Below are 18,993 nucleotides of genomic sequence, written 5' to 3'. Positions count from 1 at the left end.
CATAAGCGCTAATTTTTAAGTATCACGTAGATAGCAACCAATGCATTGGAGAAAATATGTTTAAGCAATTTGAAGTTACGCCTGTCCCGTTGCTGATAGGGGTAGTAATCGTATTCGCTTTGTTTATTGGTATTCGCTTCGGCTGGATATTCGGGTTGGATTATGTCGCGTACGATCAGCGAAATGCTTCGAAAGTTGTAGCCGTTCAGAAGAAGTGATGGCGTCCTACCAGCAGGCGCCGTTCGCTGCAATGTTGCTCCATGTGTAGCACACGCGGATCGGTCTGCGGTCAACTTCGTCGTTGCCTGCTAACACGCCAACGCCCTCACTGAACTTTCCCACCACGGGGTTGCGCAGCAGACCGGAAGGATGCAGGCCCCCCGTATCGTTGTTGTCGGGCCAATAGATGCTCCACAGATCGTAAACGTCGTCATTCTCTTTGCAGTCCGGTGTCTTCTGCCCGAACCTGGACGCTTCCTCCCTGTCCAAGAACAGTACGGTCAACAAGGAGAGACGCAATGATCTACCGTTCAATGTTCCCGGGCGAGCTGTTGGCCCAGATGGACCGCATCCAGCGCAGCATTCATCAAAGCATGAACATAGAGCCCAGACCGCGCCATGCCGAGATGCGCCATCAGCACTACGAGCGGACTTTCGCCCTTTCCAGAGAACTCAACGGCGAGCAAGCTACGGCCGAATTGACGCACGGCGTGCTGCGTGTTCGCTTTCCCAAGTCGCAAGACGCGGTGCCGCGCAAGATTCCCGTCAACGCCGGCCCGTAGGAGTTGCGCATGACAAACCGACGGGGCCGGGCCGTCCTTGCCGTGGCCGCCATGCTGTGTGCGACCATCGGCGGCTGTTCCCGCACCGCCACCGATGACGTGCCTGCGGCGCGCGCACCGGCAACATCGTCGCCGGTGCGCGGCGTTGGCGGCAGCAGCACCGCGCTGCCCCAGTTCGTCAACCTGGTCAAGGAACAGGGGCCGACGGTCGTCAACATCAGCGCCACGCGCGAGGCTCCCCCTGGCGGGGTGCCGCCCGGCCACCCGCTGTATGATTTCTTTCGCCATTTCGGCGGGCCGCCCGACTCGGGCGAGGGCGGCGGCATGAGTGTCGGTTCGGGCTTCATCATCAGCGAGGATGGCTACATCCTCACCAACGCCCATGTCGTTGCCGGGACCGACACCGTGCGCGTCAAGCTGACGACCAAGCGCGAATATGCCGCCAAAGTCATCGGGGTCGATCCGTATACCGACGTTGCGCTGCTCAAGATCGGCGCCACCGGCTTGCGCGCCGTCCAGGCGGGTAATCCTGCCGACATGGAACCCGGCGAATGGGTTGCCGCCATTGGCGCGCCTTTCGGCTTCGAGAACAGCGTCACGGTGGGCGTGGTCAGCGCCAAGGGCCGCCTGCTTCCGAACGGCAGCTACGTACCGTTCATCCAGACCGATGTCGCCGTCAATCCCGGCAATTCGGGCGGCCCGCTGTTCGATACCGCAGGCCGGGTCATCGGCATCAATTCGCAAATTTACAGCCAGACCGGCGGCTACATGGGCATTTCCTTCGCCATCCCGATCGATATCGCCATGGATATTTCCAAACAATTGCGCGCGTACGGCAAGGTCACGCGGGGGCGCATCGGCGTGCAACTGCAAGAGCTCACTTACGACCTTGCCACCACGCTCGACCTGAAGGAACCCAAAGGGGCGCTGGTCGCCGCTGTACAGCCGGGCGGGCCGGCGTATCGCGCCGGTATCCGGCCAGCGGACGTCATCGTCGGGGTCGATGGCAAGGAAGTGGACACCACGGCCGATCTTGCGCGATTGATTGGCAGTGCCCGGCCGGGCGATGTCATTGCCGCCGACGTTTGGCGCGATGGCAAGAAGCGGCCCGTGAAAGTGACAGTCGAGCTGCAGCGCTAGCCTGCGTTAAGTCTGACAGGCTGCGAGGCAAAGTCGCGCCGTGTGAACAGCATGCGCCAGTTCATTTCCCACGTCACGCCGCCGTCGGCGGACATGGCCTGTTCCCAGCGGGCGCTGTGCGCAGCGATACCGCTCCATGTGTAGCGCACGCGGATCGGTCTGCCGTCCAGTTCCTCGTCGCCTTCGAATACGCCAACGCCGTCGCTGAACTTTCCCACCACGGGGTTGCGCAGCAGACCGGACGGATGCAGGCCACCCGTTTCATTGTCTAGCCAATAAATGCTCCACAGATGAGACTGTGGATTGAATATCCGCAGCGTCATGCCGACAAAGCCGTCGCGCCAGTCGTGCGGGATGAAGTCGTCATAATTGCCTATGCCTGCCGGCAAATTCTGATTGTGGGAAGTGGCGCTAAATTCGTCCCAGTCATCATTGCCTTGCAATCGCTGTTGCAGGCGGCGGTTTTCAACGTTCCAGTGGCCGCGCAAAAAGTCGAAGTTCGTGCTCATGGGGCAAGGCTCCTCATCGCGTCGCGCAGAGATGGCTCGGCTTTCAGTACCATAGTGTGATAGCTGGCGATGCAGGCCATGATTGTCGCGCGCGGTCCGTTGATCCAGGCATCGTTACCGTAGAACGCGGCCTGGCTTGTGTCGCGTTGTGCTTCACTGGCATGGGCGCGTACGAGCATGTAGGAGCCCGGATCCTGCAGCGACGGCAATGCGGCCAGCACATCGGTTCCAGCTGCGCGCAGCAGCTCCAGCGCCTGATCCTGCATGCTGCGGTGAAAGCGCTCGGCGCTGCCTTCGTGCAGCTGGTACGTTCTGATCTCAATGACTGGAAACATGGTCTTCTCGGGAGGCTTGTGAAGCAGTTATGATAGGCAAGGCGTGACCGGCATACAACGCGAAATCGACGCTGTTTGAGGCCATGCAGGCGCATAGTTAAAGGTATTTCGAAAGGTTCACCGTGAGTTTTGAATTGGATGCATATGACCGGAAAATCCTCGCGCTTCTGCAGGAAAATGCACGGCTGGGATTTTCGGAAATCGGACGGCGCATCCACTTGACGTCGCCCGCCGTGGCCGAGCGCGTGCGGCGGTTGGAAGAGGCTGGCATCATCGAAGCGTTCACTGCCAGGCTCAACCTGCGCAAGCTCGGCTACAGTTTTGAAGCCTTCATCAACATCACGGTCGATTCGCACGAAAAACTCGACGCCTGGGCGGCGGCCCGTCCGGAGGTGCTCGAGTTGCACGACACGACCGGCAACCACTGCGCGCTGATCCGGGTGGCGCTGGCCGCGCCCGAGCACTTGCAAGCGTGCCTGAAGTCGCTTGCCTTGATCGGCAAGACGACCACCTCAGTAATCTTGTCCTCGCGCCACGAGGGGCGCGCGCGCCTCCCGGCAGACCAACTCAAATAGCACTTCCTGGCAACACCTACCCCGGGGGTCAGTTCCCCCATTACAACACGGTCTCGTGCGTAGCCCAGCATACAGAAGAGCTCGTGTCGCAATGGGGGAACTGACCCCGGGCTAGATTTTGCAGTGGCATAACGTGGGGTAAGCAACAGCAAGCTCTTGAATTGGCAGTGGTTTTTGGCTTGGTAGGGTGCAATCTGGCGCCTTTACGTGCTATACTAGTCGGTTCCTGATTTAAGCAATACCCGTACACCTTCGTACACGACGTATATTTCTGTTCCTTACGACCATGTCAAATCCAAAACGCGCAATTCGTAACATCGCTATCATCGCCCACGTTGACCACGGCAAGACCACGCTCGTGGACAAGCTGCTGCGCCAGTCCGGCACCTTCCGTGAAAACCAGCAAGTCGAGACCCGCGTGATGGATTCGAACGATCTTGAAAAAGAACGTGGCATTACGATTCTGTCCAAAAATTGCGCCGTCGAATACGAAGGCACCCACATCAACATCGTTGACACCCCAGGCCACGCCGACTTCGGCGGCGAAGTCGAGCGCGTGCTGTCGATGGTCGACTCGGTCTTGCTGCTGGTCGATGCCCAGGAAGGCCCGATGCCACAGACCCGCTTCGTCACGCGCAAAGCGCTGGCGCTGGGCCTGAAACCCATCGTCGTCGTCAACAAGATCGACCGTCCGGGCGCGCGCGCTGAATGGGCGATCAACCAGACGTTCGAACTGTTCGACAAGCTCGGCGCCACCGACGAGCAGCTTGACTTCCCGGTCGTCTACGCGTCCGCACTGAACGGTTACGCCAGCCTCGACGCCGAAGCGCGCGAAGGCGACATGACCCCGCTGTTCGAAGCCATCCTCAAGCACGTTCCTGTGCGTGACGACAATCCGGACGGCCCGCTGCAGATGCAAGTCACCTCGCTCGACTATTCGTCGTACGTGGGCAAGATCGGCATTGGCCGCATCTCGCGCGGGCGCATCAAGTCCGGCCAGGACGTCATCGTCATGAACGGCCCAGGTTCGACCCCGATCAAGGGCCGCATCAACCAGGTACTGAACTTCAAGGGCCTCGAGCGCGTACTGGTCGACGAAGCTGTCGCCGGCGACATCGTCTTGATCAACGGTATCGACGAAATCGGCATCGGTTCGACCATTTGCGCACCGGACACTCCTGACGCACTCGAAATGCTGACCGTCGACGAGCCGACGCTGACCATGAACTTCATGGTCAACAACTCGCCACTGGCCGGCCGCGAAGGCAAGTTCGTCACCAGCCGCCAGCTGCGCGACCGTCTCGACCGCGAACTGAAAGCCAACGTTGCGCTGCGCGTTGCCCCGACCGACGACGACACGATTTTTGAAGTCTCGGGCCGCGGCGAATTGCACCTGACGATCCTGATCGAAAACATGCGCCGCGAAGGCTTCGAGCTGGCTGTGTCGCGCCCGCGCGTGGTGTTCAAAATGGTCGATGGCGTGCGCCACGAGCCGTTTGAGCAACTGTCGGTGGACGTCGAAGAAGCCAACCAGGGCGGCGTGATGGAAGAACTCGGCCGCCGCCGTGGCGACCTGCAAAACATGGAATCCGACAGCAAGGGCCGTGTTCGCCTTGAGTACAAGATCCCAGCGCGTGGCCTGATCGGCTTCCAGGGCGAATTCATGACCCTGACCCGCGGCACCGGTTTGATGAGCCACGTGTTCGACGAGTACGCACCGGTGGACAACACCCGCGGCGAGATGGCTGGCCGTCGCAACGGCGTGCTGATCTCGCAAGATGACGGCGCCGCCGTTGCCTACGCGATTTGGAAGTTGCAGGAACGCGGCCGCATGTTCGTGGTCCACAACGATCCGGTCTACGAAGGCATGATCATCGGCATTCACTCGCGCGACAACGACCTGGTCGTCAACCCGATCAAGGGCAAGCAGTTGACCAACGTGCGCTCGTCCGGTACCGATGAAGCGGTGCGCCTGGTGCCGCCAGTGCAGATGTCGCTCGAATACGCGGTGGAATTCATTGCCGACGACGAGCTGGTCGAAATCACGCCGAAATCGATTCGCCTGCGCAAGCGCTACCTGAAAGAAAACGAGCGCAAACGCGCTGGTCGCGACGCGTAACAACCAAGGGGCGCTTCGAGCGCCCCTTTTCAATAGTACCCATGAAAACACTTCCTCCCCGCACCCTGTCGGTCGCACCGATGATGGACTGGACTGACCGCCATTGCCGCGTCTTCCACCGCCAGATCACCCGCCACACTTGGCTGTACACCGAAATGGTGACTACCGGCGCGCTGGTCTACGGCGACGTCGAACGCCACCTGCGCTTTAATGAAGAAGAACATCCGGTCGCGCTGCAACTGGGCGGCAGCGATCCGGCCGATCTTGCAAAAAGCGCCAAGCTGGGCGAGCAATGGGGTTACGATGAAATCAACCTCAATTGCGGCTGCCCGTCCGAGCGCGTGCAAAAAGGGGCATTTGGCGCCTGCCTGATGGGCGAGCCGCAATTGGTGGCCGACTGCGTGAAGGCCATGCGCGACGCGGTGTCGATCGACGTGACGGTCAAGCACCGGATCGGTATCGACCGCAATGAAGACTACGCTTTTGTGCGCGATTTTGTCGGCACCGTGGCCGCCGCCGGCTGTGAAACCTTTATTGTTCACGCGCGCAATGCAATTTTGAAGGGCCTCTCGCCCAAGGAAAACCGTGAAATCCCGCCGCTCAAGTATGACGTTGCCTATGCGCTCAAGCGCGATTTTCCGGACCTGGAAATCATCATCAATGGCGGCATCAAGACCGAAGACGAGATCGCCCTGCACCTTGAACACGTCGATGGCGTGATGCTGGGACGCGAGGCGTATCATAATCCGTACAGCATGGCCGCTTACGACGCCCGCTTTTACGGCGACAGCGCTGCAATCAAGTCGCGCGAAGAGGTGCTCGCCGCCATGATTCCGTATATCCAGGCGCAGCTGGACTTGCACGCCAGCCGCGGCCTGAAACTCAATTCGATCACCCGCCACATGCTGGGCTTGATGGCCGGCCTGCCGGGCGCGCGCCAATTTCGCCAGATCATGTCGGACCCAAAAAAACTGGCCAGCGCCGACCCCCATCTGCTACTTGACGCTGCCGCGCGCATGCGCCAGCCAGCGCTCGTCTAGTTGCTTCTGAGGCAATAAAAGCCTGCTGTTCCACGCCATGCGTGGACCTGCCCGGTGCCCGCATCCGCAGGCCTGCCCCGCGAGCGCCGGCGACACGGATTAATGCTTGCCTCATGGCAAGTCCACGTTCTATACTTGATCCAACTTGTTGATTTATTGCATAGTACGCTGCGTAAAAGCGTTGTTGTGGTGAAACAATGTGTTTGCACTCCCTTAATTTCCCGGGTAATCGCGAATTTTTGATTTATCCTGAAAGAAATACGCAAATTTCCACACGCCGTTTGAGCCGTCCCAATCCACCCAATTGTCTCATTAGAGAAACGTTATGAATCTATCCAATATGAAGGTCGGAATGCGTCTGGGCCTGGGTTTTTCCCTGGTGCTGTTTTTCCTGGTCGCCGTCACCAGCATCGGCATCTACAACATGAAGGTGATCCAGGACCGGCTCGACAACGTGGTTGGCATCAACAATGTCGTGAACCGCCTGGTGATCGACATGCGTACCAACGTGGCTGACCGCATCACCTCGCTGCGCGTGCTCACGCTGCTGTCCGATCCGGACGACATGGCGCCGGAAATGAAGCGCGTCAATGACCTCGCGCTGGCGTATGGCGCCGCGCAAAAAAAGCTGTCGGACAAATTTTCAACCGAAGCGTCGACCACCACGGCCGAGAAAGACTTGCTTAAGCAAATCAAGGAACATGAAGCGGCGGCCATGCCGGCCATCGCCAAGGCGTCCGAAATGTGGATGGGCGGCAAGGCCGAAGACGCGACCAAGGTGTTGATTCGCGAGATCCGTCCGAACCAGAAAAAATGGATGGCCGCGCTCGAGCAGCTCGCCGTGCTGGAAGAAAAGCAGACCGCCGCGACCGTCAAGCAGGCCGAGGGCGATTACACGACGGCGCGCAATTTCATGCTGGCCTTTGCCGCCTTCGCCGTGCTGGTCGGCCTGGCTGCCGCCATCGTCATCACCCGCAAGCTGATCAAGCAATTGGGCGGCGAGCCTGACTATACGGCCCGCATCGCCAGCAGCATTGCCAGAGGCGACCTGTCCATTTCGATCGACACCAGCAACGCCAGCGCCGGCAGCTTGCTGATGGAAGTGCGCGAAATGCGCAACAGCCTGAAAGACATCGTCGGCCAGGTGCGGCACGGCACCGAGACCATCGGCACCGCCTCGCGCGAAATCGCAGCCGGCAACATCGACCTGTCCTCGCGCACCGAAATGCAAGCGAGCTCGCTGGAAAAGACCGCCTCTGCAATGGAAGAACTGACTTCCACCGTCAAGCAAAATGCCGACAATGCGCGCGAAGCGAACCTGCTTGCCGCCACCGCGTCCGACGTGGCGCGCAAGGGTGGCGAAGTGGTGGCCCAGGTGGTGGACACGATGGGTTCGATCAATACCTCGGCCAACAAGATTGTCGACATCATCGGCGTGATCGACGGCATCGCCTTCCAGACCAATATCCTGGCGCTGAACGCGGCGGTCGAGGCGGCGCGCGCCGGCGAACAGGGCCGCGGCTTTGCGGTCGTGGCAGCTGAAGTACGCAACCTGGCCCAGCGCAGCGCCGCCGCAGCCAAGGAAATCAAGACCCTGATCGGCGACTCCGTTGAAAAGGTCGAGCGCGGCAGCAAGCTCGTGGGCCAGGCCGGCGTGACGATGGACGAAGTGGTCGCCAGCGTCAAGCGCGTGACCGACATCATGAGCGAGATTTCAAATGCCAGCCAGGAGCAAAGCGCCGGCATCGAACAAGTCAATTTGTCGATCATCGAGATGGACAGCATGACCCAGCAAAACGCGGCGCTGGTCGAGCAGGCTGCGGCTGCGGCCCAAAGCCTGCAAGACCAGGCGGGCGAACTGGCCCATGTGGTGAGCGTGTTCAAACTGGTCGAGGGCGAAGTGGCGCAGGTAGCCGCGCGCTCGGCGATGGAACAGGCGCCGGCGGCGTCGGCACCGCCCCCGCGTAAGGCGCCGGTGCGCGCAGTCAAGCCGGCGCTCAAGCGTCCGGCACCGGCCGCGCCGGCAGTGAGCGCAGCCAAGCCGAAAAAAATCGTCAATGCCAGCAGCAACGACGAGTGGGAAGAATTCTGATTGGTTTTTAGGTAGTCTGTCGTAGCGGAAGTGAAGGGGATCGAGATGTGTGCTTACAAACGTTCTATGCATGTACTTGGCGCGCTGACGCTGACGCTGGCGGCAGGTGCGGCCATGGCGGCGGAGGTGGCCGCCACTTTTGATCCGAGCAAGTGCAAGGCCGAGTATCCCAAGGCCTCGCTGATGAACGAGGAGCAGGGCACGGTCACGATGTCGTTCCTGGTCAGCCCGGACGGCTCGGTGGTGGAATCGAAGCTGGAAAAAACCAGCGGCTTCAAAAACCTGGACAAGGCCGCCATCAAGTCGATCTCGGCCTGCAAGTTCAAGCCGGGCACCAAGGATGGCGCTCCGGCGCAGACCTGGGCCAAGGTGGATTACGCGTGGAAGCTGGACTGAGCTGGTTCGGCCAGGTCGCTGCCTCGCCCCAGCCAGCGCTATTCATTGGCCCAGTAGCATAAACAAACATCGTCCTCGCGAAGGCGGGGACCCATAGAACGGTTGAGCTGAGCAACAAAAAGGGGCTAGTTCACATTCGCGAGGACGATGTGTTTTGGGTTTGCGTGGTTTGAAACGCGGCGATTCCTGCGTAGCCAATTGTTCGCGTGATGTCTTCGACTGCCCCGTGCGCGAGTAGCTCGTAACGACCGGTTTTTACTTATTGCCGCACCGGCGGTATAGTCGCTGCATGCACATCCGCCTCCTGATCGCCGCCGCCTGCCTGCTTGGCCTGTTTTCCACCATCGGCGCTTCACTGCCGTATCCGATCTTGCCGCCGCTGTTCGCCTCCGGAGCGAGCAATGGCCTCAATACCTTCTTGGGCCTGCCGCCCAAGCTGCTGTTCGGCCTGGCGCTGATGATCAATCCCCTCGGCCTGCTGATCGGCTCGGCGCTGATGGGCCCCCTGTCCGACCGCTACGGACGCCGTCCGGTGCTGCTGGTGACGGCGCTTGGCGCTGCGCTCGGCCACATCATCACGGCGCTGGCCCTGGTCATCGAATCGTATCCCTTGTTTATCGCCGCGCGCCTGTTTACTGGTCTGCTGGAAGGCAACGGCGCCGTTGCGCGCGCCTTGCTGGCCGACCGCCTGGAAGGCGCGTTGCGGGTGCGCGCCATGTCCTGGCTGAACGGCGCCTTTTATCTCGGCTGGCTGGCCGGGCCCCTGCTGGCCGGGGCCACGGTGGTGTTGGGACTGACCGTGCCGTTCTGGATCGCCGCCGTCGCCCTGGTCGGCGCCGCGCTGCTGGTGGCCGTGGCGCTGCCGCGCGAGGCGCCGTCGCTCGCCACCACGTCTTGGTGGCAGGTGGCGCGCAATGGGCACGCGCTCAACCTGCTGCGCCACACCGAACTGCGCATGCTGTTCATCGTGCAGCTTGCCTTTACCTGCGGCGTGACGGCCTTCTACGAATTTTATCCCTTGTGGCTGGTGGAAGTGGCCGGCTACGGCGCGCGCGGCATCGCCTGGCTGACCGCCGCCATGTGCGCGCTGATGACGCTCACGTCGCTGTATGCGGGCGGCCCCAGCACGCAAGCCCCGCTGCGCCGCGCCAGCTGGTATGCGCTCGCTTGCGCCGGCGCCATCGCGCTCGTCGGCCTGGGCAATGTCTGGATCGCCCTGGCTGCCATTGTCCTGTTCGGGGTGCCCAATGCGCTGTATAACGCCACCGTGCCCGCCTGGTGCGCGGAGCGCTTTGGCGCGCTGGGGCAGGGCGCCGTCATGGGCTTGCTATCGACCACCTTTTGCCTGGCCAATATCTTGATGGCGCTGGCCGGCTCGGTGCTGACGCTGGTCGACACGCGCCTGATCCTGCTGCTGGGCGCCGCCTTTACGGCTTGGTCGGCGTGGCGCCTGCAAGGCTGGCGCGCTCAGATGGCGGGCGTGGCGCCGGTGCACCCGGCAAGGTGACGGTAAAACGGCAGCCGACGCCGCCGGCACCGGCTGCCAGCGTCACGCTGCCGCCCTGGCGCGCGCAGGCCTGGCGCACGATCGCCAAGCCCAGTCCAGCACCGTGCGCGTCCTGCCGCTGGCCCCGATAGAAGCGTTCGAACACCAGGTCGCGCTGGGCCGGCGCGATGCCCTGTCCGTTGTCCGTCACCGTCAGCGTCAGCGCGCCGTTGCTGGTGGCCAGCTCCAGCGCCACCTGGCCCCCTTGGTGCACGTAGCCGATGGCGTTGCCCACCAGGTTGTGCAGGATCGAGCGCAGCGCATGCGCTTCGAGCCGGTGCATCAGTACATCGGGCGCCTCCAGCGAAAGCTCGATGCGGCGCGCAAAGGCCGCGGGCGCGAGCAGCGCCAGTTCATGGCGCACCAGCGCCGCCACATCGATGTCGGCCAGAGCGCGCTGCTCGTCGCTGTCGACGTGCGCCAGCGCGAGCAGTTGCGCGATCAGGTGCGAGGCGCGCGCGATGCCGTGTTCGAGCTGGCGTTCGGCGTCGCTGCGCTGCGCGCCGTCCGGCGCCTTGACTAGCACGTGGGCCTGGGCCGCGATCAGTGCCAGCGGTGTGCGCAGTTCGTGCGCGGCGTCGGCGACAAAGGCGTGCTCACGCTCCATCTTGGCGCGCAGCTGCGCGAACAGGCGGTCGAGCGAGCCGGTAAGCGGCAGCAGCTCTTCGTAGCTGGTCGGGTTCACCAGCGGGTGCAGGTCGTCGGGCCCGCGCGCAGCGATCGACTGCGACAGGCTGCGCAGCGGACGCAGGCCGCGCGCCACGGCAATCCAGAGCGGCACCAGCATCAAGGGCAGGGTCAGAAAGGCGATCAGGGCCAGGTTGGCGCTTATGCGCCGAAAGTCGGTCGCCAGATCCGGAACCTGCCTTGCAACGGCCAGGCGCCAGCGCGCGGAACTGACCGCATAGGCGCGGTAGCGCTGGCCGTGCAGTTTCAGCGGGTGCGGGCCGGGCGCGCCGTTGTCGACGGCCACGCCCTCGGCCTGGGGTGACAGGTACAGCACGCGTCCATCCGGATAGCTTACCTGCAGCACATAGTCGCCGGTGCCGTTGGCCAGGTTGCTGCTGCTGTTGAGGCGATTCGACGTGACTTCGGCTGCCAGCCTGACTTTGCCGTCGCCAGTGTAGCGCCCGACGACGGCGAGCAGTTCGCCGGCCCATGCCATGCGGCGCGCATCGTCGGTGTCGCCGCGCTTGAAGCCGTAATAGAAATTGCCGATCATGATCATCCACATCAGCGCAAAGGCGAGCAGCATGACCATCGTCACGCGTCGCACCAGGGTGGGGCGCAGCAGGTAGCGCAGCAAGGTCTTCATGCGAGCAGCAGGTAGCCCACGCCACGCACGGTGCCGATGCGCTGGGCGCCGATCTTGCGGCGCAGATTCGAGACATGCACTTCGATGGCGCCGAAGTCGACCGCGTCGCCCAGCGGTTCAAGACGCTGCGCCAGCACGCCCTTGGGCACCACGGCGCCCGGTTCGCGCGCCAGCTCCAGCAGCAAATGAAATTCGCGCGGCGACAGCTCGAGCGCGACGCCGTCGATGCGCGCGCTGTAGCGGCGCGGCTCGATCTGCAGCGCGCCAATGGTCCACACTTCGCTTGCCTGCTGCGAGTAGCGGCGCAACACGGCGCGTATGCGCGAGACCAGTTCGGCGGTGGCAAAGGGCTTGACGAGAAAGTCGTCGGCGCCGCCATCAAGGCCGGCCAAGCGGTCGTCCAGCGCGCTGCGGGCCGTAATGATGATGACCGGCAGCGTGACCCCCGCCGTGCGCCAGCGCGCCAGCAGCGCCAGGCCGGCGCCGTCAGGCAGGGTCAGGTCGAGCAAGATGCAGTCGTAGGAAGGCTCGGTGAACAGGATCGGCGCGTCGGCCACGCGGCGCAGCCATTCGCTGCTGATGCCGTCGGCCCTGAGCGCCTGCTGGAGTGCGAAACCGAGGTCGAGGTCGTCTTCAATGATGAGTATGTGCATGCCCGGAGTATACCGGGAGCAACCTTAAGCTTAGCCAAAGCTTAATTTTTGTACAATGGCGTCCATGAACAAGCCCCGTCCCTTTTTGACCGCCCTGTGCTTCGTCCTGTTTGCGGCCACTTTCGTCTCAAGCAATGTGCGCTCGGCTGCCGTCCACTGCCCGTCGTACTGCGCCGAGGCGGCGCCCATGCAGCGCCTGGTTGACGACGTGCGGCGTCTGTTGCAGCGCGCCGGTCAGCCCGGCAGGGCCGACTGACCCGCCGCTGCGCACGGCAGTGGCTCAACCAGCGGACCAGCCAGCGGATCAGCCAGATGTCGGGACGTCGGCGGCAAGGCGATCGCGGCGTGCCTTTTGGCGGCGGTCGTAGTTCTCGATGAGCAGGTCTTGCGCCATCTGGTCGCCGATGCCGCGCAGCTTGAGAAAGCGCTGGGCAGCGTCGCTGCCGAAGGCGCGCTGCAGCGCTGCAGCTTCGGTTATCTGGGAGGCCGTCTCAAGGTCCTGACGGCGTTCTTGCTGGCGGCGTTCGTTCTCGTCCATATCATTCTCCTCGTAACTTCAACACGTTTTCAAGCGCGTTAATCCACGTTCAGGCACGTTATAGCACGGTATTGCCGTGCACGTTCGTATCGACGAACTGCAGCCGTGCGCCATGGATTTTGAATAGCGCCAGCAGGGGATTGGACACCATCGCCTGCGCACTGTGGGTGGCGTCGTGGCCGCAATTGCCGCAGTAATGCCGGCGGTGCGCGCTGCCGGCGAACTGGCCAAGGTCGAGGTGTGGATGGCCACACCTGGAGCACTCGACGCAACCGGTTGGCTGGCCGCTTTCCCGGGCCTCGCGCAGCGCGGTTAACGCGGGCGGCGTGACGTTGATCTGCACGATGGCGGCGCTGCCGAACAGCAGCGCGGCCGGGTCGCAGGCCAAGGCCAGCGCGGGAACGTGAGCGCGCAATGCAGGCCCGGTTGCGGCCACCTCGATTCCGCGCGCAGTGTTAGTGATCGTCACGCTGGCGTGCCGGCGCACGTCGAGCACCAGCGGGTTGAGCACATAGCCCATGTGGGCGGCTTGGCCGGCGCAGCGTTGCACCCCGGTGGCGGCCAGTGCGGCCAGGTCGGCCTTGACGCCCCAGTACTGCTGGTGGGCGCGGCACCAGGCGCGCGCGGCGCCGTTGCGGTATTTGCCGGCGGGGGTGAGCTGGCAACATACGGCGGCGTCGTCGCCATGCAGCGCGGGGAACTGCCCGTAGATCAGCTTACTGTCGACGGTGATGCATCCCACCGTGCCGCCATGCGGCCAGCAGATGCCGGCAACGCCCTCTGGCATCAGTCGCTGTGCGCGATGTAAAGGCCGCCTTTGGCGTCCGGCAGCCAGGTTTCGGCCAGGTCGGAGCTGACGTCGAAAAAACCCAGGCCATGCCGGGCGGCGAGGCGGAACACGGCTTCGTAGGCGTCGTCGACGCGTTCCCATTCGAACGTCATGTAGATCACGCACTGGCCAATAGTGTAGTCGGTGCCGGGGCCGTCGTCGGCCTGCTGCGCGGGAAAGCTTTGCACCAGCTCGTCGTAAAAGGCGCGCAGGGCAGGCGTGCTGACGGCCGCGTCGTCGTAGCCGTGGCCTTCTTCCCATTCGGCCTGCTGGTCGTACCAGTCAAGAAAGGGGCCGCGCTTTTTGGCGGGCGCGGCGTCGGGGGCGAATACCATCAGGTCGTAGCTCATGCGGTTCCAGGCTTGCAAAGGAGAGCGATGATACTACGCGGTAGCGCTTGCCACCATCACGCCGATTAAGATGATCAGGGCAATTATTTGAATCCAGCGGCTCTGCGACATGCTGCCTCCCATGAATCACGTGCGTTTTTCGTTTTCTTGGATTTTCCTCAATCTCTAAGCAATCCTTGTGCCCAGCTTGAGATAGACAGTGAAATCAATCATTTGGGGCGAACAATTCGAGGGCGCAGGAACAAAACTGTAAGGAAAGCTGACAGAAAATACTTCGCGTTCGGTTGCCGGCACGCCACAGTACCCGAGGTGCATTCAATTGCCCCCATGATAATATAGATTTCTAGTCACTTATTTCACACTTTCCAGCAAAGGCTCACAATGATGAAGTCCGCTATCCAGTTAGTAATCGGCACCACCCTGGTGCTGGCCGCCGCTGCCGCCTCGGCCGCTTCGGTCACCAAGCCATTGACCGTGTCGGCCGTGATCCAGGAACGCGTGGGCCCGATGTTGCGCTGTCCGTCGCAGTTTGGCGGCACCATTACCGGCCACGCCGACAGCGCATTGCTCGGCCGATCAGTGGTGATTTCAACCGATTGCATCACGCCATCCGGTCCGCTGTTCAATTTTAGCCGCGGCAAGATGATCATCGTTGGCACCACCGGCGAGCAACTCTACGCGGACTACAGCGGCCAGTTCGTGCCCACGGGCGACGGCGCCAAGTATGTGTTTAGCGGCGCCACGTTCCAGATCACCGGCGGCAGCGGTCGCTACTTCCGTGCCAGCGGTGGCGGCACGCTGACCGGGGGCGAAGACATGGTGACGGGCGCTGGAACGGTTGAGCTTTCGGGAACCATCAGCTACATGGGTTGGTAAGGGGCATTTGGCAGCGGCGTAGGCGCTGCTGCCCCGGCCGCTTCGCACCCCCTTTTATGGTTGGTGCAAAAAAACGGAAAGGTCTTTCTAAAAAAACAAAAAAGGAAACATTTAGGGGAGAACAGGACGCGGAAATTGCAGATGCTAACTGGCTACCGTTCGAGATAATTCAGTGCGCAAAGCGTAAAAAACGTAGCGATTTCAGTGGTTTGCAGTGTCTTCGTGAAGATAACGGTAAGACGTATTCGGGATAATCTGCGATACTATTCCAGATGTTTTCCCGGAGTCGGACCATGCCTGCATTTCGTCACCAAGACCTGACTCTGCTGAACCCAGCATTCGATTCGGCACTGGTAGACGTGATAACCGAACCTGAGCATCTGCGTCGCCTGCAATTGGGCGGCACCACACCGGCACCAGTTTTCTTTCAGCTCAAGCACATTTTCCACATGCGGGAAAGCTTGGGTTCGGCACGCGTTAAAGGTAAGCACTCTACGCTGGCCGACTACGTTGAAAGTCGTTTGGAGGCACAACCTTCAACGCTCTCCGACCAATTTCGCGAGGCGGCCAATATCGAATTGGCCATGGCCTACATCGAAGAGCACCAGCGCCCAGTACACTTTGCTTTGGCTTTTGCCAACGGTGTGGGCAACTCATGGACAAACACGTAGTCCTGTACGTTTGACGGTAGCTCCATCACGCGCGGGTAATTTTCAAGCACAGGGGGGGGCGTTTCTCTCCGCGTTGTGGTCTGAGGCGACGGCACTTGCAAACGGGGCCCTACACGGACCACAGGCAAGATGGAACGCCGAACGATGTCCATGGGCCAGTCGAGATCGGCAGCCTAGGTCAATTTTACGTCGGCGCCAACACCTCGGCCATCAAAAAATTCGTTGATTTGCCAACCAGCTCGGAACGGCTCCAAAGTGTCCTTCCGTCGATAAGAGCGAGGTCGCCGTCGGAAGCTTGCCAATGGGCGGAAGGACTGCGCGTATCAGCCGCCGAGGCCGCCGCGTTTTTCGTCCGCGCAGGTTATCTCCGGCTCGCAACGTCGTCCTAAAGCGGGGTCCTAGGGATTGTCGTCCTACTTTTAAGGCGCGCAACAACGGTCGGCGATAAAGTGTTTGAGCTAATTTACTTGCGGGATTTCTTCGGAAGTCGCTATGTGAGAATCAGTCGGCACGGCTAGCGTCCGTGATCAACTGCTCGGGAGACTCGACTCCCATGAGTCGCGACTCATACATCACTTTCCGGGACACGATCCTTCCGATACATGAACAGAGGGCTACGTCCGCCATGCAGAACTCGAATTTGGATCTCACGTTCGCGCCACTGATCGTGCCACCATGCCTCACCTTCCCGCGCAGTCAGCCAGATCACGCTGACATTGGCTACACGCGGTGGTCAGTTGCGCCAACGCCAGCTAGCTCGCGCCGATGGCGGTCACTCGGCCAGTCGCCCCCGCAGCCGGTCAGACGGCCGGTTCCGTGGTTGCCATGTCTGCGCGTACATGTATTCGTTGGTTTCATTGGTTTCATCGGTTTCATGTAAGCGAAAATGGGCGTACAATTCCCTTATCGATAATGAAAGGGGCAATCATGACGACCGCAACGAAGAAGCGACCATCCGGTTCTGCCACCGAAGCTGGCCAGACGCCCCTGGATGGCAACTGGGTTAACGATATAGTCCAGATGGCTGATCTCGGGAAAGGCTACGTGCTGCTGAAGCTCAACACTCAGGGCAAGGGCGAGAAATCCCGCTCGGAGCCACGTGCACGCGCAGCAACGGGCGTGGCCACGGCGATGCCACCGAGCGTCAAACGATTTACGCCGGGACAGCTCGATAAACTGATTAAATCCCTTTTGGTGAACCTGGGCAATGCGCCGACCGTGGGCATGGTGCGCGCGTCATCCTCGCCGCCGAAAGCGCGTCGCGTTCCCGACGAAAACGATCAATTCATGAACGAATTGCGCGCGCGGGAAATTGCGAACAAAAAGCGCGACTTCGACGAAGGTCTGTTGCTCACCTCCACGGCGCTGGCCGAGCGGCTGCAAATGACCACGCAAGCGCTCGGAAAGGCAGTGCAAAGCAAGCGCATGTTCACCCTGGACGGGCGCTCTGGGCGCAACGTGTATCCAGCGTTTTTTGCCGATCCGCGCTGCAATCGCGAACACATTGAACGCGTATGCCAGGCGCTAGGCGACTGGCCCGGCCCGAGCAAGTGGGAGTTTTTTACGTCGCCCAGGGTGTCGCTCAACAGCTTGACCCCGATCGACGCGTTGGCGAGGGGTGAACTCGACCAGGTCCTGCGCGCGGCTACCTCCTTTAAGGAACGCTAACGTTGGGCACAAAACCACTAGCCGCGCCGCCGGCGATCCTGAGTACGGGCCCGTTGACTACGGTATTGTTGGACCCATCCAAGCTGTATCGCATCGGCACCCACAACACAGGTGAGCCGTATTTCCAACACTCCGGAGCAAGCCGCTTCGACGCGCCGGGCACCATGTTGGCGCCGCCGGCACCCGAGTATGACTCTTGCTATTTCGGCTTGTCTTTGGACGTGGCCATGGCCGAAACGATGCTGCACGACCTGTCGCCGGTTGACGGGGCGTTTAAAATGTCGCCGTCTAGTCTCGATGCCTTCTACCTGCTGCGCTTCAAGGGGGAGCCTTTGGTGCTGGCAGACCTGACTGGCGTTGCGCTCAAGCGGCTCGACGGTAGCGCGGACCTAGCCTGAATGTTTCATAAACTGCCACTGTGTGTCCGGCTGGCCGACGCAGTGCCTCATCGGCAGCAATTTCAATGTTGCGAGCAATAGCTCCCCTACCCATTTAAACGGGACATTAATGAAGCGGCATGGGGTTGATGTTTGGCGGCGGGGTGGTCAGTTCTCGGCAGACCGGACGTGACTTACTCAGGACGAGTTAAATGACCTGGCCGGTGTCGGCAGATACAGTCGCTCGGTCAACGTGTGCAGCAGATGTTTGACTGGACAGGCACTCGGCAGGTGAAGGACGATCTTGTTTTTGTACTGCCTGACTTGCACCGCGATCTTGAACAATTTTGAGATGACTGTCGATGGCTGCGCCTGCGACAGCGCGGTATACCGCAGTGCCTGTGTTCTCAGTTGCTGGTGCAAGATATAGGCGGCGGCATGCAGCAGCAAGCGCATACAGTTGGCGAGAAAGCTGGTGCAGGAAGTGCGGTCGGCGGCCAGGTCGTCCTTGAGATGTTTGATATAGTTTTCGGCTTGTCCGCGTGCGCAATAAATGTCCTCGTACAACATGTCAGCATCGAGTCCAGGTAGCGAGGTCACGATGAAGCGCGTGTTCTCGCCGAGCGCCATGACTTCGGCCTTCATCAAGACCCGCCATGCCCTCGGCCACGAGCGGGCCTTGTACATGAATTCGTCGAACAGGCGTAGCGCATTGGGAACATCGTCCTGCGTTTGCGCCGCTACCCACTGGTCGATGGCGCGAAGTCGTGTTGGTTCGGCCATTGCGAGAAGCTTGACGTTGCAGGAGAAACCGAAGTTGAAGTCGATGTTCGGCATGCCGTCGATGAGGCCCATCAATTCAGGTCCGCTGAAGTGTCCGTCGCCCCGAACGAGAATATGAGTGTCGGGGAAATGGAGGCGAATCAGTTTTAGAACGCGGCGCATGATCATCGCGTTCTCGTCGCCAAAGGGCCGCTTGCCGGGCCGCAGAACGGCAGCGATCAAGCCGCCCGACATGCCGTCGAAGATCATCAGCGGCAGGTAGCAAGTCGAGCGATAGTGGTGGTTGTAAAACGCCAGCGGCTGCTGCCCGTAGCACGCATCCTCCGAGTGATCGAGGTCGAGAATCAGACTTTTTGGCGGGCTGGCGAAGCTGGCGATGAACTGCTCCACGAGGGCCTC

General features: G+C 61.3%; 22 protein-coding genes. 13 read left to right on the top strand and 9 right to left on the bottom strand.

Annotation, left to right across the window (positions count from 1 at the left end; translation table 11 throughout):
* Positions 1–225: 225 nt before the first annotated feature.
* Positions 226–507 carry a hypothetical protein gene (locus tag ACP7D4_RS04790; RefSeq protein WP_426207957.1) on the bottom strand — a complete coding sequence of 94 codons (282 nt, stop codon included), beginning with the start codon at positions 505–507 and terminating at the stop codon, positions 226–228.
* Between the two features lie 11 nt (positions 508–518).
* On the opposite strand from ACP7D4_RS04790, the gene ACP7D4_RS04785 reads away from it, so the two are divergent.
* Together ACP7D4_RS04785 and ACP7D4_RS04780 are read left to right on the top strand one after the other, a co-directional pair.
* The gene (locus ACP7D4_RS04785; RefSeq protein ID WP_426207956.1) at positions 519–782 is read left to right on the top strand and encodes an Hsp20/alpha crystallin family protein; all 264 of its coding nucleotides are present in this window, start codon (positions 519–521) and stop codon (positions 780–782) included.
* A 9-nt stretch (positions 783–791) separates the two neighbouring features.
* Entirely contained in the window at positions 792–1,922 is a 1,131-nt protein-coding gene (locus ACP7D4_RS04780; protein ID WP_426207955.1) for a trypsin-like peptidase domain-containing protein, read from the top strand.
* Here the strand turns inward: ACP7D4_RS04780 and ACP7D4_RS04775 are convergent.
* Both ACP7D4_RS04775 and ACP7D4_RS04770 read right to left on the bottom strand, forming a co-directional pair.
* Complete coding sequence (locus tag ACP7D4_RS04775) at positions 1,919–2,431, bottom strand: hypothetical protein (RefSeq protein WP_426207954.1); 513 nt, start codon at positions 2,429–2,431, stop codon at positions 1,919–1,921. The genes ACP7D4_RS04780 and ACP7D4_RS04775 overlap by 4 nt on opposite strands.
* Complete coding sequence (locus tag ACP7D4_RS04770) at positions 2,428–2,766, bottom strand: hypothetical protein (RefSeq protein WP_426207953.1); 339 nt, start codon at positions 2,764–2,766, stop codon at positions 2,428–2,430. Before ACP7D4_RS04770 ends, ACP7D4_RS04775 begins: the two co-directional genes overlap by 4 nt.
* A 122-nt stretch (positions 2,767–2,888) precedes the next feature.
* Here ACP7D4_RS04770 and ACP7D4_RS04765 point away from each other — a divergent pair, with 122 nt between their 5' ends.
* The 6 genes from ACP7D4_RS04765 (at position 2,889) to ACP7D4_RS04740 (ending at position 10,495) form a co-directional block, all read left to right on the top strand.
* Complete coding sequence (locus ACP7D4_RS04765; RefSeq protein WP_426207952.1) at positions 2,889–3,341, top strand: Lrp/AsnC family transcriptional regulator; 453 nt, start codon at positions 2,889–2,891, stop codon at positions 3,339–3,341.
* Between the two features lie 286 nt (positions 3,342–3,627).
* Positions 3,628–5,460 carry a translational GTPase TypA gene (gene typA, locus ACP7D4_RS04760; RefSeq protein ID WP_426207951.1) on the top strand — a complete coding sequence of 611 codons (1,833 nt, stop codon included), beginning with the start codon at positions 3,628–3,630 and terminating at the stop codon, positions 5,458–5,460.
* 41 nt (positions 5,461–5,501) lie between these two features.
* Positions 5,502–6,500: a tRNA dihydrouridine(20/20a) synthase DusA gene (dusA, locus tag ACP7D4_RS04755; RefSeq protein ID WP_426207950.1), complete on the top strand. Its 999-nt coding sequence runs from the start codon at positions 5,502–5,504 to the stop codon at positions 6,498–6,500.
* Positions 6,501–6,825: 325 nt separating this feature from the next.
* Positions 6,826–8,592 carry a methyl-accepting chemotaxis protein gene (locus ACP7D4_RS04750; RefSeq protein WP_426207949.1) on the top strand — a complete coding sequence of 589 codons (1,767 nt, stop codon included), beginning with the start codon at positions 6,826–6,828 and terminating at the stop codon, positions 8,590–8,592.
* Positions 8,593–8,658: 66 nt separating this feature from the next.
* Positions 8,659–8,988, top strand: coding sequence for an energy transducer TonB (locus tag ACP7D4_RS04745; RefSeq protein WP_426107986.1), 330 nt, complete (start codon positions 8,659–8,661; stop codon positions 8,986–8,988).
* A 289-nt stretch (positions 8,989–9,277) separates the two neighbouring features.
* The gene (locus ACP7D4_RS04740) at positions 9,278–10,495 is read left to right on the top strand and encodes an MFS transporter (protein WP_426207948.1); all 1,218 of its coding nucleotides are present in this window, start codon (positions 9,278–9,280) and stop codon (positions 10,493–10,495) included.
* On the opposite strand, the gene ACP7D4_RS04735 is transcribed toward ACP7D4_RS04740, so the two are convergent.
* Both ACP7D4_RS04735 and ACP7D4_RS04730 read right to left on the bottom strand, forming a co-directional pair.
* Positions 10,416–11,849 carry a sensor histidine kinase gene (locus ACP7D4_RS04735; RefSeq protein ID WP_426207947.1) on the bottom strand — a complete coding sequence of 478 codons (1,434 nt, stop codon included), beginning with the start codon at positions 11,847–11,849 and terminating at the stop codon, positions 10,416–10,418. The genes ACP7D4_RS04740 and ACP7D4_RS04735 overlap by 80 nt on opposite strands.
* Entirely contained in the window at positions 11,846–12,502 is a 657-nt protein-coding gene (locus ACP7D4_RS04730; protein ID WP_426207946.1) for a response regulator, read from the bottom strand. The genes ACP7D4_RS04735 and ACP7D4_RS04730 overlap by 4 nt, the downstream gene beginning before the upstream one ends.
* Before the next feature lie 64 nt (positions 12,503–12,566).
* Between ACP7D4_RS04730 and ACP7D4_RS04725 the strand changes: the two genes are divergently transcribed.
* Entirely contained in the window at positions 12,567–12,758 is a 192-nt protein-coding gene (locus ACP7D4_RS04725) for a hypothetical protein (RefSeq protein WP_426207945.1), read from the top strand.
* Between the two features lie 48 nt (positions 12,759–12,806).
* Here ACP7D4_RS04725 and ACP7D4_RS04720 read toward each other — a convergent pair whose 3' ends face one another.
* Genes ACP7D4_RS04720 through ACP7D4_RS04710 form a run of 3 tightly spaced genes read right to left on the bottom strand, consistent with a single transcriptional unit; the run spans position 12,807 to position 14,219 of the window.
* Positions 12,807–13,040, bottom strand: coding sequence for a hypothetical protein (locus ACP7D4_RS04720; RefSeq protein WP_426207944.1), 234 nt, complete (start codon positions 13,038–13,040; stop codon positions 12,807–12,809).
* Positions 13,041–13,098: 58 nt separating this feature from the next.
* Entirely contained in the window at positions 13,099–13,827 is a 729-nt protein-coding gene (locus ACP7D4_RS04715) for a hypothetical protein (protein WP_426207943.1), read from the bottom strand.
* Positions 13,827–14,219, bottom strand: a complete 393-nt coding sequence (locus ACP7D4_RS04710; RefSeq protein ID WP_426207942.1) for a hypothetical protein — start codon at positions 14,217–14,219, stop codon at positions 13,827–13,829. Before ACP7D4_RS04710 ends, ACP7D4_RS04715 begins: the two co-directional genes overlap by 1 nt.
* A gap of 384 nt (positions 14,220–14,603) precedes the next feature.
* Here ACP7D4_RS04710 and ACP7D4_RS04705 point away from each other — a divergent pair, with 384 nt between their 5' ends.
* The 4 genes from ACP7D4_RS04705 (at position 14,604) to ACP7D4_RS04690 (ending at position 17,832) form a co-directional block, all read left to right on the top strand.
* A complete protein-coding gene (locus ACP7D4_RS04705; RefSeq protein WP_426207941.1) occupies positions 14,604–15,095 on the top strand; it encodes a hypothetical protein in 492 nt (163 codons plus the stop codon).
* A 293-nt stretch (positions 15,096–15,388) separates the two neighbouring features.
* Positions 15,389–15,766, top strand: coding sequence for a hypothetical protein (locus tag ACP7D4_RS04700; RefSeq protein WP_426207940.1), 378 nt, complete (start codon positions 15,389–15,391; stop codon positions 15,764–15,766).
* Positions 15,767–16,693: 927 nt separating this feature from the next.
* Complete coding sequence (locus tag ACP7D4_RS04695) at positions 16,694–17,434, top strand: hypothetical protein (RefSeq protein ID WP_426207939.1); 741 nt, start codon at positions 16,694–16,696, stop codon at positions 17,432–17,434.
* 2 nt (positions 17,435–17,436) lie between these two features.
* Complete coding sequence (locus ACP7D4_RS04690) at positions 17,437–17,832, top strand: RES family NAD+ phosphorylase (protein WP_426207938.1); 396 nt, start codon at positions 17,437–17,439, stop codon at positions 17,830–17,832.
* A 177-nt stretch (positions 17,833–18,009) separates the two neighbouring features.
* Here the strand turns inward: ACP7D4_RS04690 and ACP7D4_RS04685 are convergent.
* On the bottom strand, positions 18,010–18,993 hold a 984-nt coding region (locus ACP7D4_RS04685), incomplete at its 5' end, for an IS1380 family transposase (RefSeq protein ID WP_426207937.1).

Source organism: Massilia sp. TWP1-3-3, assembly GCF_049897805.1.
Classification (GTDB): domain Bacteria; phylum Pseudomonadota; class Gammaproteobacteria; order Burkholderiales; family Burkholderiaceae_D; genus Telluria_A.
This window is presented reverse-complemented; position numbering and strand designations above follow the sequence as displayed.

Coding starts and splice junctions, on each gene's coding strand:
- ACP7D4_RS04735 (WP_426207947.1), bottom strand. CDS start 11,849: ATGAAGACCTTGCTGCGCTACCTGCTGCGCCCCACCCTGGTGCGACGC.
- ACP7D4_RS04700 (WP_426207940.1), top strand. CDS start 15,389: ATGCCTGCATTTCGTCACCAAGACCTGACTCTGCTGAACCCAGCATTC.
- ACP7D4_RS04770 (WP_426207953.1), bottom strand. CDS start 2,766: ATGTTTCCAGTCATTGAGATCAGAACGTACCAGCTGCACGAAGGCAGC.
- ACP7D4_RS04745 (WP_426107986.1), top strand. CDS start 8,659: ATGCATGTACTTGGCGCGCTGACGCTGACGCTGGCGGCAGGTGCGGCC.
- ACP7D4_RS04695 (WP_426207939.1), top strand. CDS start 16,694: ATGACGACCGCAACGAAGAAGCGACCATCCGGTTCTGCCACCGAAGCT.
- ACP7D4_RS04775 (WP_426207954.1), bottom strand. CDS start 2,431: ATGAGCACGAACTTCGACTTTTTGCGCGGCCACTGGAACGTTGAAAAC.
- ACP7D4_RS04715 (WP_426207943.1), bottom strand. CDS start 13,827: ATGCCAGAGGGCGTTGCCGGCATCTGCTGGCCGCATGGCGGCACGGTG.
- ACP7D4_RS04740 (WP_426207948.1), top strand. CDS start 9,278: ATGCACATCCGCCTCCTGATCGCCGCCGCCTGCCTGCTTGGCCTGTTT.
- ACP7D4_RS04720 (WP_426207944.1), bottom strand. CDS start 13,040: ATGGACGAGAACGAACGCCGCCAGCAAGAACGCCGTCAGGACCTTGAG.
- ACP7D4_RS04750 (WP_426207949.1), top strand. CDS start 6,826: ATGAATCTATCCAATATGAAGGTCGGAATGCGTCTGGGCCTGGGTTTT.
- ACP7D4_RS04705 (WP_426207941.1), top strand. CDS start 14,604: ATGAAGTCCGCTATCCAGTTAGTAATCGGCACCACCCTGGTGCTGGCC.
- ACP7D4_RS04785 (WP_426207956.1), top strand. CDS start 519: ATGATCTACCGTTCAATGTTCCCGGGCGAGCTGTTGGCCCAGATGGAC.
- ACP7D4_RS04730 (WP_426207946.1), bottom strand. CDS start 12,502: ATGCACATACTCATCATTGAAGACGACCTCGACCTCGGTTTCGCACTC.
- ACP7D4_RS04780 (WP_426207955.1), top strand. CDS start 792: ATGACAAACCGACGGGGCCGGGCCGTCCTTGCCGTGGCCGCCATGCTG.
- dusA (WP_426207950.1), top strand. CDS start 5,502: ATGAAAACACTTCCTCCCCGCACCCTGTCGGTCGCACCGATGATGGAC.
- typA (WP_426207951.1), top strand. CDS start 3,628: ATGTCAAATCCAAAACGCGCAATTCGTAACATCGCTATCATCGCCCAC.
- ACP7D4_RS04710 (WP_426207942.1), bottom strand. CDS start 14,219: ATGAGCTACGACCTGATGGTATTCGCCCCCGACGCCGCGCCCGCCAAA.
- ACP7D4_RS04725 (WP_426207945.1), top strand. CDS start 12,567: ATGAACAAGCCCCGTCCCTTTTTGACCGCCCTGTGCTTCGTCCTGTTT.